We start from the raw sequence: 13,480 nt of genomic DNA, 5'->3' as shown, positions 1-13,480 counted from the left end.
GCACACGTTCAGGTCCTGGGCACGACTGCGCGTCATCTCCGCCCCATTCGTCACTGTTTGTTGGTATCTGCCGATGAGGAGTAGAGGCATGTCCTCGGACACCGAAAAGTCTGTCACCGTGCTCGGCCTGGGTCCGATGGGACGCTCGCTGGCCGGTGCGTTCCTGGACGCCGGCGTGCGAACCACGATCTGGAACCGGACCCCGGGCCGAGGCCAGGCGTTGGTCGAGCGGGGTGCGGTTGGCGCCGAATCGGCGGAGGAGGCGGTCGCCACGAGTGACTTGACCGTGGTCTGCGTGGTGAACTACGACGCCAGCGACGCCATCCTCCGCCCGGCGGCGGTCACCGATGCGCTCAAGGCGCGGACGGTGGTGAACCTGACCGCCGACACGCCGGACCGGGCCCGGGACAGCGCCGACTGGGCGGCCACCCACGGCATCGGCTATCTGGACGGCGCGATCATGACACCGGCCACGACCATCGGGACGCCGGCCGGGGTCTTCATCCACAGCGGTCCGAAGGAGCTCTACCAGCAGCACCGGCCGGTGCTGGACGCGCTGGGCGGCACCCACACCCACCTCGGCGAGGAGATCGGCCGGGCAGCGGCGTACGACATCGCGCTGCTCGACATCTTCTGGACCGCGATGGCCGGCTACGCGCACGCCCTGGCGGTGGCGCAGGCGGAGGGCGTCACCGCACGTGAGCTGGCGCCGTTCGCCAAGGGCATCGGCGCGATCATCCCGCCGATCTTCGAACAGTTCGCCGAGGACGTGGCGAACGGGACCTACTCCGGCGAGGGCAACCCGATCACCTCGGCCGCGTCGTCCATGGCCCACATCGTGCACGCCTCCGAGGCCCACGGCATCGACGCCGGCGTGATGCGGGCGGCAGAGGGGATGGCCCGCCGCACGATCGGGCTGGGCCACGGCACGGACGGGTTCAGCCGGATCGCCGAGGTCCTGGGACGCCGCTGACGCGGACCGGGCCCGGGCCGACGCCGACGCCGACGCCGCCCGGATGGCGGCCGAGGCGGCCCGCGCCAGAGCGCGACACCCCAACCACCCCAGGTCCCGGTTGTGCCGGGCCGGCCCGGCGACCCGGCCTAGAGGCGCCACGGCAGCGGCTGCGGGGGCAGGTAGCGGCAGGAACTGCCGGTGGAGACCGTGTCGCGTAGGTGGGCAGCCAGCGCCGGGTGCCGGTCGTCGAGCCGGCGCAGGGTGTCGCGGATCCGGGCGGTCACCGCCTTGCGGGCCCGTTCGGCCTCGTCGCCGAGCCGGCGGCTGCGGCCGGCCAGCCCGGCCGCGGCGCGCAGCTCGTCCAGCAGCGCCGCACGCTCGGCGTCGAGGGCGGCCACCTTCGCCTCGTCGCCGCGTGCGGCGGCCCGGTCGATCTCGTCGTCGAGCCGTTGCAGGTGGCGCCGGTAGCGGGCCTTGGCCTCGTCGTCGAGGACCGGGTCACCACCGAGGCGTCGGGCGGCCACCAGCTCCGGCCCGGCGGCGGGGTCGAGCAGCTCGACGGCGGGCACGTCGACGCCCGGGCGGCTCAGCAGCAGGCGCAGGTCGTGCAGGCCCTTGGCGTCGGGCAGGTGCACCACCGTGCCGGCGTACGCGAGCCGCCACACGGCGCCGTCACGCCGGAACTCGTAGTCCGGAACCGGAGCCGGGCCGGGTGCTGCCCGTGTGGCGGCAACCGTGGCGGATGGCTGGTCGGGTCCGGGTGTCGCCAGCGCGGCGGACCGGTGCTCGGGTCCGGATGCCGCCGGCACCAGGGCCTGCTCACTAACGGGCCCGACCTCGGCCGCCGTCGCCGGGGCGACGAAGCCGCCCGCGGTTGCGGGCACCTGGCCTGATCCGGCCGACGCCGGGCCGCCCACCTCGACGGGTGCCGCCGCCGGGACGCCCAGCCGGTGCAGGACCTGCGCCATGCCGAGCGCTCGCGCCTCGGCCGCGGTGGCGGCGCGCAGCTCGGCGGCGGCCTCCGCGTCGCCCGCGCGACCCCGCGCGGTCAGGGCGTCCACCAGAGCGGCGCGGCTGATTAGCGACCACGGTCGGGCGCCCATCCGGTCGGCGGCGTCGCGGGCCGCCTCGAACCCGGCGATCGCGTCGTCCCAGCGCTCCTGCGCGGCGTCGACGACGGCCAGCCAGTGGTCGACCGGGCCGCTGATGTCGCAGCCGAACAGGGCGGCCATCCACTGGCCGCGGTGCGGCGCGAGCGCCTGCCGGGCCTGCGCGCAGCGGTGCGGGTCGCGGGTCGCGGCGGCGGCCTGCGCGCGCAGGCGCAGCCACAGCGGGGACATCGGCCGGGCGTAGGTGGTGCCGGCGGCTTCGATGCCGGCGGTCAGTTTCGCGGTTGTCTCGGCGTCGCCGCGCTCGGCGGCGGTAATCGCCCTGACCAGCTCCAGGTGGGAGCGGTCGGTCGGATCCACCCCGTCGAGCAGGGTGTCGATCTCGTCGAACCGGCCCTGCAGCAGCAGCCGCGACCAGTGCAGGTGCTGGTTCATGAACCCGTGGTCGGCGTGCTCCCGTTCACCGAGGTCGGCCAGCTCGGCGAGGAACTCGTCGGCCTGGGCGAAGTTGCCCCGGAAGCCGGCGATGATGGCGCCGTCGATGGCCGCCGCCATCTTGTGGCGGGCGACGTCGCCGTCCCGGCCGGCGGTGACGAAGGCGGTGAGCTCCTGGTGGTAGCGCGGGTCGTTGAGTTCGAGCAGCGCGACCCAGCGCAGCGAGGTCGCCCACAGCTCGGTCTCCCGGTCGCCGGTCCGGCGGGCCACGTCGCGGATCTCGGCGGTGAGCGCGGCCCGGTCGGCGGCGGTGCCGAGCCCCCAGGTGGTGTCGTGGCGGGCCCACAGGCTGAAGGTGAGCGCCTCGTCGTCCTGGCCGCGCCGGGCGAGCGTCTCGGTGGCGGTGATGAGGTCGGCGACGACGGTGCTGAGCGGCATGCGGCCGTCGGGTTCGCCGATGAACCGCCGGTACGCCTCGCGCAGCAGCTCCTCGGCGTCGGTCAGGCGGCCGGTGAAGGTCTGGTGCCGGTGGACGCTGAGCGCGACCCGGGCCAGCACCGCCGGCTCGTCGAGGGTGAGCGCGAGCGCCGCGGCGTCGGCGAGCAGCCGCTGGGCCTCGTCACCGACGATGTGGAGCAGCAGTTGGGCGAGCTCCACCATGATCTTGACCCGCTGCGCCGGCTGCTCGGTCACCTCCAGGGCGCGGCGGAAGTGCAGCGCCGACTCCTCCACCGCCAGCCGGCCACCCGCGTCGCGGGCGGCGGCGACGAGCAGGTCGGCGGCCCGGGACGGGTCGAGGTCGGTGCCGGCGAGCCAGGCGTGGCGGGCCAGGTCGGCGGGGATGAGCCGCTCGGCGAGCGCCGCCGAGTGGTCGACGGCCCGGACTACGGTGGCGTGCCGGGCGCGCCGGTCGTCGTCGGGCAGCCCGTCGTAGAGGGTTTCCCGGACCAGGTCGTGGGCGAAGGCGAACCGGCCGCCGCCGCGGGAGATCACGAGCCGGGCGGTCACCGCGCGGTCGAGCAGCCGGTCGACCTGCGCCGCCGGGGTGGGTACGCAGGCGGCGAGGACCTGGCGGTGGAAGTGGCGGCCGAGCACGGCGGCGACGGTGAGCGCCTCGACCACCGGGGCGGGCAGTTGGGCCAGCCGCCGCCGCACGGCCTCCCGGACGCCGGGAGCGATGGTGCTGACCTGGCCGTCGGCGCGCCACAGCCGGGCGGTCTGCTCGACGAAGAACGGGTTGCCGCCGGTGCGCCGGTGCACCTCGTCGACGAGCTCGGCGTCGGGCTCGGAACCCGCCGTGCGGGTCATCAGCGCGGCCACCTCGTCGCGGGACAGGCCGGTGAGGGTGATGGTGGTGGCCTTCGCGGTCAGCGGCATCAGCAGCGGGCGCAGCCGGTGGTCGCCGGACTCGACCTCCGCGTCGCGGTAGGTGCCGATCAGCAGCAGCCGTTCGAACCAGGTGTGCTGGGTGGCGAACTGCAGCAGCCGCATCGACGCGGCATCGGCCCAGTGCAGGTCGTCGAGGACGACCACGACCGGCCGGCGCTGGGAGGCCGCGACCAGGGCGGTGGTCACCGCGTCGTGCAGTGCGAACTCCTCCTGGTCCCCGTCGTCCCCGTCGTCGCCGCCACGACCGCCGGGGGTCTCGCCGAGCAGCACCGCGAGCCCGGGCTCGGCGGCCTCCCGGGCCAGGGCCCACTCGTCGGGCGAGCGGCGCAGGCCGCGCAGCACCTGCACCCACGGCCAGTAGCCGGGTGCGCTGTCGGAATCCCAGCAGGCGGCGCCGAGCACGAGCGCGCCGCGCCGCCGGGCCTCCTCTGCCGTCGCGGTCACCAGCGTGGTCTTGCCGATGCCGGGCTCGCCGGTGACCAGGACGAGGCCGCCGTGGCTCGCGGTCACCCGGTCGACTTCGGCGCGCAGCAGCCCGGCGGGGTGCTCCCGCCCGATGATCTCCTCGCCGAACCGCGGCTCCATGACGTTCCGACCGTAGCGGAAGCCTCCGACACCGGGAGGACACCCGGAGGATGACCGGGCAGCTTCGCCGCGGCGAATTTTCGTCGGACTGGTGACCCCGCCGACCCGGATGGGGCCGGCGGGGTCACCGCAGGTGGCGACTACCGGTGGCAGGACGCCGAGCCGGAGTCGGTGAAGCCGCTGGTGCTGCCGGCGATCGGCACGAATCGCCAGTCGTAGCCGGTGGGCTTCAGGGTCAGCTCCAGCGCCCCGAAGGTGTCGCCCTGCGCGACCTCCAGGTTGGGGACCTGGTCGGGGGTGCCGTGGAAGCCGACGCCGCCGGTGCCGACGATGAACTCCCGCGGTGCGTCGGGCCGGGGGTTGCCGTCGACGTCCTGCGGCGCGAACCGCTGGTAGCTGTGGTCGTGCCCGTTGAGGATCACGTCCACCCCGTACCGGTCGGCAAGCTCGTAGAGCGAATTGCTGTCGGGGTTGCCGTAGATCCCGCCGCGGAAGGTGCCGGTGTGCACCGGCTTGTGCCAGGTGGCCAGCACGCACATGTTGTGGTGCCGTTGGAGGTCCTGCTCGAGCCATGCGTACTGGGCCGAGCCGGGAGCGCAGGACACCACGCCGCACTCGCTGTTGAGCGCCACCACGTGCCAGCGGCCGATGTCGTACGAGTAGTAGCCCTTCTCCCGGTCGCCGGCCCGACCGTCCGGCGCGCCCACGCCGTTGAAGTAGTCGAAGTAGCCGTCGGCGCGGGCCCCCGGGTGGTAGGCCTGCCCGTACTCGTGGTTGCCGACGACCGGGTAGGTGATGTCCTTGACCGCGCCCCACGACTTGTCGTAGGAGGCGAGGAATGCGGGGAGCGTGCCGACGTCGTACTGGTTGTCGGCGAGGGTGAGCACGGCGTCGGGGTTCAGCGACCGCACCGTGTCGGCGACGGCGGCCTGCTGGCAGGTCGTGGGGGTGGTGCGGCTGGTCGCCGCGCAGGCGATGTCGCCCGCGGCCACGACGCGGGCCACGTCGGGGCCGGCCATGGGGCGGTCGGGCCGGATCTGGCCGCGGTCGTAGGCGCCGGGCGCGATGCTCGGCGGTGGGGTCCGGAACGTGACGTTCTTCGTACTCGCGTTGCCGGCAGCGTCCGTGGCGGTGACGGCGAGGGTGTGCTCGCCGGCCGGGATGTTGCCGGTCGGGAAGGAGTTGGGCACGGGGATGGTGCGACCGTCCAGCTTGGCGGTCACCGAGGCGACGGCGGAGACGCTGTCGGCCGCCGACACGGTGACCTCGATGCGGTCCCCGGTGACGGTGGTGCCGTCGGCGGGAGTGGTGGCGGTGACGACCGGCCCGCTGTTGTCGGTCAGGAACCGGACGACGGTGGCGGTGCCGGCCGAGGTCACGGTGAGGGCGTGCGGTCCGTCGGGCAACGGGCGGGTGTCCACGCTCGCGGCGACGCCGTGCGCCTGAGCTTCGTCGAGGGTGATGGCGAAGTTGGCGGTCACCTGCTCTTCGGTCGCGTTGCCGCCCGGGTAGCCGTCGCCGAGGGAAACCTTGCGGGTTGGCGGGACGGCGGGATCAGCGATGTCCGTACCGTCGAGCGTGGTGATCCGCACGTTGCGGACGGTGAAGTCGTCGTGGTTCGCGGTGAGGTCGGTGGGCGAGATCGAGCTGCCGGCGCGGATGGTGAGGGTGTTGGTTCCGGCGGTCAGGTAGCCGGCGGGAATCGGGATCTCGGCCGTGGCGTAGCCCAGGTAGTCCTTGTTGATCAGGGTCACGATCTTGCCGTTCACCCAGACCGAGTTCAGCAGTTTCTGGGATCCGCTCTGGATGCCCTCCCCTTCGAAGCGAAGGGTGGCGGGCAGGCTCGACACCCCGGTGGTGCTGAGCGGGCTGCCGTCCAGGTCCAGCGAGGGCAGGGGTGAGCCGGTGGCGTAGACGGTGGTGACGCCGCGGATGACGTCGCCGTCGTGGACGGAGGTGGCGGGCGTCGTGCCCGCTGCGTACGCCGGTCCGCCCAGCGTGCCGAGGAGCAGTCCGGTGATGGCGAAGGCCGTCAACGCCCGGCCGTGTGGGCGTCGCAGGATCATGTGTCCCTCCAAGCTTCGATCCGGCAGGCCGCGCGTACGGGCACAGCCCCGGGGCCTGGTCAGGCTAGGAATCGTGGCGATCTTGAAGGTGAACTCGGCGACAACACCGGTGGACGACCTGGATGCCGAACAGAAGCTCAACCAATCAGTTGAACATTTCCTGGCGGAGCACTATCCTCAACCACATGGTTGAGGATCCGGTGGGGATGGACGAGGTGTTCCACGCCCTCGCGCACGGCGCGCGCCGCACCATGCTGCGCCGGCTCGCCGAGCGGGAGCTGACGGTCGGCGAGCTGGCCGAACCGCTGGCGATGTCCCTGGCCGCCGCCTCCAAGCACGTCCAGGTGCTGGAACGCGCCGGCCTGGTGAAACGGACGGTCACCGGCCGGCGGCACGTCTGCCGGCTGGAGCCCGCCCCGCTCGCCACCGCCTCGGCCTGGCTGAACTTCTACCAGCGCCACTGGGCCGAGCGCCTCGACGCCCTCGAAGCGCTGTTCACCGACGAAGGGACCGAACGATGAGCACGGTCGTACGGCTGCACCGCGACATCCCCGCCCCGCCCGACAAGGTCTACCGGGCCTGGCTCGACCCCGACCTGCTGCGCCGCTGGATGGCACCCGGCGGGCTGGAGGTGACCCGCGCCGAGGTCGAGCCGCGAGTCGGCGGCCGGTACCGGATCTGGCACGCCGACGCCAGCACCGACGTCGGCGGCTTCGACTGCGAGCTGGTCGAGCTGGAGCAGGACCGGCGCATCGTCTGGCGGTGGGGGTTCGTCGGCCCGCAGCGCACCGACGCGCCGCACTTCGACTCGCTGCTCACCGTCACCCTCGACGGCAACCCGGACGGCGGGACCGCGCTCACCCTCGTACACGAGCGGTTGGCGGAGCTGGCGGCGGCGCTGCCGCAGGTGGCCGCGAACGTCGCGGGCGGCTGGGAGTCGGCGCTGGACAAGCTCACGGAGGTGGCCGCGTGAAGCTCGTGGTGGTCGAGTGGATGAGCCTGGACGGTGTGGTGCAGGCGCCCGGCGCACCCGACGAGGACCCCAGCGGCGGCTTCGCACACGGTGGCTGGCACCTGCGCTGGTTCGACGACGCCTCCCGGCAGTGGGTGGTCGACAACCTGAACGCCGCCGCCGCGTTCCTGTTCGGACGCCGCACCTACGACCGGTTCGCCGCGCACTGGCCGCACGTCACCGGGCCGGAGCAGGTGGTCGCCGACCCGCTCAACAACAAGCCCAAGTATGTGGTCTCCTCGACGCTCACCGCCCCGGAGTGGACCGGTTCGTCGGTGCTGCCGGACCTGCCCGCCGTCGCCGAGCTGGCCAGGTCCGGCGAGGGCGAGCTGCACGTCATCGGCAGCGCGCAGCTCGCCGCCGCCCTGCTCGCCGCCGACCTGGTGGACGAGCTGCGGCTGATGGTCGACCCGGTACGCCTCGGCGGCGGCAAGCGGATCTGGCCGTCCGACGGAACGTTGCAGTCGTACGCCCTGACCCGCTGCACCCCGACCAGCACCGGGTCGCTGCTGCTGCACTACGAGCGCGCCGCGGGCGGGCAGGACTAGCGGCGGGCGGAGCGGGTACGCCGCCCGCATGGGTAGCCACAAGCAGAACAAGCATGATCCGGGCGGCGAGTCGGCGCGCGCCGGGCGGAATCCGGGCAGCGGGGCACGAGGCCGGCAGGGCTCTGAGGTGGAGCACTCGCCGGACCGGCGGCACCTGCGGGCCGCGACCGGAACATCGGGCACGGAACGCGACCACGGCCGGGCGAGGGTCGAGGGCGGCGAGCGGGTCCAACGCCAGGGGACGCGCTGAGCGTCCTGGGCTGATTCGAGCGGGCAGTCGCGGCAGTCCGAGGGCCGCCAGCACGTCGGGGAGTTGATCGAGGTGTCCATGTTCCTGTTGCAGTCGACCTACACCATCGACGGGGTCAAGGGGCTGATCACGGACGGTGGGACCAGACGCGCCCAGGTTGTCCGAAACACGATCGAGGCCAACGGCGGACGGATGGACTCGCTTCACTTCTCGTTCGGTAAGTACGACACCTACGTCCTGTGTGACCTGCCGGACCACAAGAGCGCGGCGGCGCTGGCCATCGCCATCCGAGCGGCGGGCGGGGTGGACACCCGGGTGATTCCGCTGATCACGCCCGCGGAGATCGACGAGGCGACCCGGGCAGAGCCCCCCTACGAGCCGCCAGGCCGATAATCAGGCGGGGCGCTCACCCTGCCCGCCGGGCGATGACCGCCATCCGGGACAAGTCCAGTCGGCGCACTCAGCGTCATCGCGGCGATCCACTACGGTAGTGGTCTGCCGAGGGACTGGGGAGTGTTCTGGGTGTTGCGCATCAGCGTGCTCGGCCCGGTGCAGGTGACGCGCGGACACCAGCCCGTCCGGCTCGGCCCGAAGCTGGTCGAGCTGCTGGCGATCCTGACGATCGACGCGGGCTCGGCGGTGCCGGCCGCCCGGGTGGTCGAGCTGCTCTGGGCCGGCTCGCCACCGTCCGGGGCGCAGGCCACGCTGCGCAGTCACGTGTCGCACCTGCGCCGCGCGCTCGCCGCGCCGGACGATCCAGTGGTGGTGACCGTCGGGTCGGGCGCCGGTGGGGCGTACCGGCTCGATGTGCCGCACGACGCCGTCGACGCGCACCGGTTCGAACGGTGGTGCGCGGAGGGTCGCCGGCTGCTCTCCGCCGGCGACAACGACCTGACCGAACGGGCCGCCGCGGTGCTGGAGCGGGCGCTCGGGCTGTGGCGCGGTCCGGCCTTCGCCGACGTGGCGGACCGCTCCTTCGTCTTGCCGAGAGTCGCCCAGCTCGACGCCGTGCGGCGGGATGCGCGCCGTGGCTACGCGGAGGCGCTCACCGCGCTCGGTCGGCACGCCGAGGCGATCCCGCAGCTCTCCGGTGCGGTGGTCGACGACCCCTACGACGAGGGCGTCCGGCGGCTGCTCGCCCTGGCGCTCTACGCCGAGCAGCGGGTGGACGAGGCGGCCGAGGTCTGCCGCGCGGGCGTGCATCTGCTGCGCGACCGCGGGCTCGACGCCCCCGAGCTGCAGGAACTCCAGCGGGACATCCTGCAGCGCCGGCTGCCGCCGGGCCTGTTGCCGGCGGACCGCGGCAAGCCACTGCGCCCCTGTCTGCTGCCACCGGACCCACCGCAGTTCGTCGGCCGGGTCGACGAGCTGGCCACCGGCCGCGACCTGCTGTCCTCCGCGTCGGGCGGGCCGCCGCTCGTGCTGGTCGGCGGGCCGGCCGGCATCGGCAAGTCCCTGTTCGTGCTGCGGCTGGCGCACACGGTGCTGGATCAGTTCCCGGACGGGCAGCTGTTCGTCAACATGCGCGGGTTCGATCCGACCGGCGCACCGATGGCGGCGGCTGAGGCACTGCTGGGCTTCCTCGACGCGCTCGGCGTACCGCCCGAGCAGTTGCCGGCCACGGTGGAGGCGCAGGCCGGGCTCTACCGCGACCTGCTGCGCGACCGGCGGATCCTGGTGGTGCTCGACAACGTCCGGGACGCCGAGCAGGTCCGGCCGCTGCTGCCCGGCGCGCCCGGCTGCGCCACGGTGGTCGCCAGCCGCAACCAGCTGCCCGGCCTGGTGGTGGCCGAGGACGCCCGCCCGCTGCGGCTCGATCTGCTCAGTCGCGGCGAGTCGCGGGAGCTGATCGTGCGCCGGGTGGGCGCCGGCCGGCTGGCCGGTGAGCCGGCGGCGGTGGACCGGATCATCGACTCGTGCGGTCGGCTTCCGCTGGCCCTGGCCATCGTGGCCGCCCGCGCCGCCACCCACCCCGAGTTCCCGCTCGACGCGCTCGTCGAGGAACTGCGCCCGGGGCTGGACGCGTTCGCGGGCGGCGACGCCAGCACCGACGTAAGGGATGTCTTCTCCTGGTCGTACCGGAATCTGAACCCGGCGGCGGCCCGGCTGTTCCGGCTGCTGGCGGCGCACCCGGGCCCGGACCTCACCGCCGCCGCGGCGGCCAGTCTCGCCGGCCTGCCCGCCGACCGGGTCCGCCCCGCATTGCGGGAACTCGTCACGGCGCAGCTCGTCGGTGAGCATCGTCCCGGCCGGTACGCGCTGCACGACCTGCTCCGCCTGTACGCCGCCGAGTTGGGCCGCGACGACGAGCTGTCGGCGGCGCAGCAGCGGCTCCTGGACCACTACCTGCACACCGCGCTGGCCGCCGACGGGCTGCTGTGGCCGCATCGGGATCCGCTGGCGGCGCCGCCGGTCGCCGCCGGGGTGACCGCCGAGGTGTTCGAGGACCGGCCGTCGGCGCTGGCGTGGTTCACCGCGGAGCACGCGGTCCTGCTCGCCGTGGTGGACCAGGCGGCGCGCGGCGGGTTCGACGGGCACGTGTGGCGGTTGGCGTGGGCGGCCACGAATTTCTTCGCCCGGCGGGGGCACTGGCCGGACTGGGTACGCACGGGCCGGGCCGCGGTCGCCGCCGCGCGGCGGCAGGGCGACCGCGCCGCCGAGGCGGAGGCGCACCGGATTCTGGGTGGCGCGCACGTGCGGCTGCGCCAGTTCGCCGTCGCCCGGGAGCACTACGGGCAGGCGCTGGAGTTGTTCGGCGTCCTCGGCGACCTGGTCGGGCAGGGTTTCACCTGCCGCAGCCTTGGCTGGCTGTGCGAGCAGCAGGGCGACATCGGTGCGGCGCTGCGCCACGATCAGCGGGCGCTGGAGCTGTTCCACCGCGCCGGCCACGAGCGGGGCGAGGCGAACACGCTCAACTCGGTGGGCTGGTGTCACGCCCTGCTCGGCGACCACGAGCAGGCGATCGTGCACTGCCGGCGGTCGCTGTCCCTGCTGGAGCGCCTCGGTGACCCGGTCGGGATGGCCGGCGCGTGGGACAGCCTCGGCTACGCGTACCGGCATGTGGACCTCGCCGAGGCGATCTCCTGCTATCAGCAGGCGCTGCTGCTGTACCAGGGGCTCGGCGATCGGCCGAACGAGGCGGTGACGCTTCGCCATCTCGGCGAGAGCCAGCACGCGTACGGTGACGCCGATGCGGCCCGGCGGTCCTGGCGGCAGGCGTTGGACATCCTCACCGAGATCGAGCACCCGGACGCCGGGCGGGTCCGGGCGCTGCTGGCTGCGGACGGGTAGACCGTGGCGGTGCCGTACCCCCCGTCATCGGTATGGCACCGCCACGGTGGATCGCATGGTCACCCTCGGTCGGCGACCTCGTCGTCGGTCTCGTCCGAGGTCGCGGCGACGCCCGTCTGCGGGTCGTGGCGCAGGCTTTCGCGGTGGTGCGAGTCGAACCGCCGCTGGAACGGTGTGCTGAGCAGGTGGTTGCGCAGCGACAGGAGATTCTCCTCGTGGTGGCGCAGCGCCCGGTAGGGCAGGTTGTGGCTGGCGGTGTGGAGGGTCGATTCGCTGCCCTGGCGGATGGTCAGGAACTTGTCGTGCATGGGAATCCCCGCGCCCGGATGGAAGTCTGCTGGTGCCAACTGTGGCGGCGGTCTGTGGAAGCGCTGTGGAAGAAGCGTGAAAGCTGCTGCTGGGCCGGCCCTCGTCGTCGCCGGTCGACCGGTCCGGCGCGGCCGTTCCTGGTGGCGCGTGGTGGCGCAGTCTCACTCACCGGCCGGAGCGTGCCGGTAGGCCAGCCAGCCCATGGCCACGAACCAGGCGTGCACCTGCAGCACCAGAAGCCGCTGCACGAGTCCCGCGATGCCGTGTTCGGCGCCGTCGGCGGTTGGCTGGAACGTCGCGAAGAAGGCGACCAGGAGCACCAGGGTCAGCGGGCTGCCGAGCAGCAGCATGGTGCCGAATCGCTGCCACCCGGGGACGCCGCGGAGGTAGCGCCCGGCGACGAGGAAGGCGGCGATCGGGGTCCCGACGGCGAGGGTGAAGCCGAGCGAGTGCGGCATCGCGGCTTCGAGGTTGAAGATCCCGCACACGACCTGACCGATCCCGGTACAGGCGAGCAGCGCGACCGACCAGCGCCGCAGGGCGGGCCGGGTGGGCGGCAGGGCGCGGAACACGCCGACCACGCCGACGGTCAGGACCAGCCCGGTGACGACGAAGGCGATGTTCATGTACGGGGCGGTCACGCCGAGGCCCAGCCCGCTGATCGGCTGGCTGATCGGCGAGTAGTCGGTGAACCGGTGACCGAAGAAGGTGTATCCGGGGCTCAGGATGCCGAGGACGAGCCAGGCGAGGGTGAACAGCACTGGCCCGACAACAGCTCCGAGGGCGAGCCGTCGGGTCGAGCGGGAGGTGTGGGGGCGTGGGAGCATCGTCGCTATAGTCATGGAGTGACTATACATTTTATGACTATGCAAGTGTCAAGCGTTAAGCTCGGCCGGTGACCTCACCACGCCGCTCCGTGCTCGCGCTGGCCGTGCTGTCGATGCTCACCGAGGAGCCGATGCACGCGTACCGGATGCAGCAACTGATCAAGGAACAGCGCAAGGACGACGTGGTCAACGTCAGCCAGCGCAACAGCGTCTACCAGACGATCCAGCGGCTGGTCCGGGACGGCCTGGTGGCGGTGGAGTCCACCGAACGCGCCGAGAACCGGCCGGAACGCACGACGTACCGCATCACCGACGCCGGACGGGCGGCCCTGGGAGAGTGGCTGCGCGTCATGCTCTCCACCCCGGCCCCGGAGTACCCCGAGTTCCCGGCTGCCCTGTCCTTCCTGCCGAACCTCGCCCCGGCCGACGCCCTCGCCGCGCTGAACACCCGCGCCGCCCGGCTCGCGGAGCGGCTGACCGCGCTCGACGAGGAGATCATCGAGGTCGGCCGGTTCCTGCCCCGACTGTTCGCGATCGAGTCGGAATACCAACGCCAGGTCATCGCCGCGGAGCTGGCGTACGTCCGCACCCTGATCGAGGACCTGCGCGCCGAGCGGATCACCTGGCCGTTCGTCGACGGTGCGCCGGTCTGGCCGGGCTGAGCGAGGGCCCGGTCGCCGGATGGTCCAGCCGTGGCTACGGAG

At 73.2% G+C, this 13,480-nt stretch carries 11 protein-coding genes; 7 read left to right on the top strand and 4 right to left on the bottom strand.

Going from position 1 to position 13,480, the window contains the following annotated elements; translation table 11 throughout:
* The first annotated feature begins 88 nt into the window (after nt 1–88).
* Nucleotides 89–973 carry an NAD(P)-binding domain-containing protein gene (locus tag ACGF4F_RS05560; RefSeq protein WP_357434174.1) on the top strand — a complete coding sequence of 295 codons (885 nt, stop codon included), beginning with the start codon at nt 89–91 and terminating at the stop codon, nt 971–973.
* Nucleotides 974–1,101: 128 nt separating this feature from the next.
* Here ACGF4F_RS05560 and ACGF4F_RS05555 read toward each other — a convergent pair whose 3' ends face one another.
* Both ACGF4F_RS05555 and ACGF4F_RS05550 read right to left on the bottom strand, forming a co-directional pair.
* The gene (locus tag ACGF4F_RS05555) at nt 1,102–4,473 is read right to left on the bottom strand and encodes an AAA family ATPase (RefSeq protein WP_393075211.1); all 3,372 of its coding nucleotides are present in this window, start codon (nt 4,471–4,473) and stop codon (nt 1,102–1,104) included.
* A 140-nt stretch (nt 4,474–4,613) separates the two neighbouring features.
* Nucleotides 4,614–6,539 carry a metallophosphoesterase gene (locus ACGF4F_RS05550; protein ID WP_393075208.1) on the bottom strand — a complete coding sequence of 642 codons (1,926 nt, stop codon included), beginning with the start codon at nt 6,537–6,539 and terminating at the stop codon, nt 4,614–4,616.
* 185 nt (nt 6,540–6,724) lie between these two features.
* On the opposite strand from ACGF4F_RS05550, the gene ACGF4F_RS05545 reads away from it, so the two are divergent.
* The 5 genes from ACGF4F_RS05545 to ACGF4F_RS05525 all read left to right on the top strand — a co-directional run bounded on the left by ACGF4F_RS05545 (nt 6,725) and on the right by ACGF4F_RS05525 (nt 11,640).
* The gene (locus tag ACGF4F_RS05545; protein ID WP_357434180.1) at nt 6,725–7,060 is read left to right on the top strand and encodes a metalloregulator ArsR/SmtB family transcription factor; all 336 of its coding nucleotides are present in this window, start codon (nt 6,725–6,727) and stop codon (nt 7,058–7,060) included.
* Nucleotides 7,057–7,512 carry an SRPBCC domain-containing protein gene (locus ACGF4F_RS05540; RefSeq protein ID WP_393075205.1) on the top strand — a complete coding sequence of 152 codons (456 nt, stop codon included), beginning with the start codon at nt 7,057–7,059 and terminating at the stop codon, nt 7,510–7,512. The genes ACGF4F_RS05545 and ACGF4F_RS05540 overlap by 4 nt, the downstream gene beginning before the upstream one ends.
* The gene (locus ACGF4F_RS05535; RefSeq protein WP_393075202.1) at nt 7,509–8,099 is read left to right on the top strand and encodes a dihydrofolate reductase family protein; all 591 of its coding nucleotides are present in this window, start codon (nt 7,509–7,511) and stop codon (nt 8,097–8,099) included. Before ACGF4F_RS05540 ends, ACGF4F_RS05535 begins: the two co-directional genes overlap by 4 nt.
* Before the next feature lie 328 nt (nt 8,100–8,427).
* Nucleotides 8,428–8,742 (top strand): GYD domain-containing protein, encoded by a 315-nt coding sequence (locus tag ACGF4F_RS05530; RefSeq protein ID WP_357434302.1) that lies wholly within the window; start codon nt 8,428–8,430, stop codon nt 8,740–8,742.
* A 120-nt stretch (nt 8,743–8,862) separates the two neighbouring features.
* On the top strand, nt 8,863–11,640 hold the full coding sequence (locus tag ACGF4F_RS05525; protein WP_393075199.1) for a BTAD domain-containing putative transcriptional regulator: 2,778 nt from the start codon (nt 8,863–8,865) through the stop codon (nt 11,638–11,640).
* Between the two features lie 59 nt (nt 11,641–11,699).
* Here ACGF4F_RS05525 and ACGF4F_RS05520 read toward each other — a convergent pair whose 3' ends face one another.
* Together ACGF4F_RS05520 and ACGF4F_RS05515 are read right to left on the bottom strand one after the other, a co-directional pair.
* Nucleotides 11,700–11,948 (bottom strand): hypothetical protein, encoded by a 249-nt coding sequence (locus ACGF4F_RS05520; protein WP_357434191.1) that lies wholly within the window; start codon nt 11,946–11,948, stop codon nt 11,700–11,702.
* A gap of 162 nt (nt 11,949–12,110) precedes the next feature.
* Entirely contained in the window at nt 12,111–12,791 is a 681-nt protein-coding gene (locus ACGF4F_RS05515) for a DUF998 domain-containing protein (protein ID WP_357434193.1), read from the bottom strand.
* A 53-nt stretch (nt 12,792–12,844) separates the two neighbouring features.
* Between ACGF4F_RS05515 and ACGF4F_RS05510 the strand changes: the two genes are divergently transcribed.
* A complete protein-coding gene (locus ACGF4F_RS05510) occupies nt 12,845–13,438 on the top strand; it encodes a PadR family transcriptional regulator (RefSeq protein WP_393075196.1) in 594 nt (197 codons plus the stop codon).
* The last annotated feature ends 42 nt before the right edge of the window (nt 13,439–13,480 follow it).

The organism is Micromonospora sp. NPDC047740 (assembly GCF_043204735.1).
Taxonomy (GTDB): Bacteria; Actinomycetota; Actinomycetes; order Mycobacteriales; family Micromonosporaceae; genus Micromonospora.
The sequence above is the reverse complement of the archived record's forward strand: the minus strand, read 5'-3'. Positions and strand labels throughout refer to the sequence as shown.

What these genes read in the sequence shown, in the direction of transcription:
- ACGF4F_RS05560 (WP_357434174.1), top strand. Translation starts at nt 89, where the DNA reads ATGTCCTCGGACACCGAAAAGTCTGTCACCGTGCTCGGCCTGGGTCCG.
- ACGF4F_RS05555 (WP_393075211.1), bottom strand. Translation starts at nt 4,473, where the DNA reads ATGGAGCCGCGGTTCGGCGAGGAGATCATCGGGCGGGAGCACCCCGCC.
- ACGF4F_RS05550 (WP_393075208.1), bottom strand. Translation starts at nt 6,539, where the DNA reads ATGATCCTGCGACGCCCACACGGCCGGGCGTTGACGGCCTTCGCCATC.
- ACGF4F_RS05545 (WP_357434180.1), top strand. Translation starts at nt 6,725, where the DNA reads ATGGTTGAGGATCCGGTGGGGATGGACGAGGTGTTCCACGCCCTCGCG.
- ACGF4F_RS05540 (WP_393075205.1), top strand. Translation starts at nt 7,057, where the DNA reads ATGAGCACGGTCGTACGGCTGCACCGCGACATCCCCGCCCCGCCCGAC.
- ACGF4F_RS05530 (WP_357434302.1), top strand. Translation starts at nt 8,428, where the DNA reads ATGTTCCTGTTGCAGTCGACCTACACCATCGACGGGGTCAAGGGGCTG.
- ACGF4F_RS05520 (WP_357434191.1), bottom strand. Translation starts at nt 11,948, where the DNA reads ATGCACGACAAGTTCCTGACCATCCGCCAGGGCAGCGAATCGACCCTC.
- ACGF4F_RS05515 (WP_357434193.1), bottom strand. Translation starts at nt 12,791, where the DNA reads ATGACTATAGCGACGATGCTCCCACGCCCCCACACCTCCCGCTCGACC.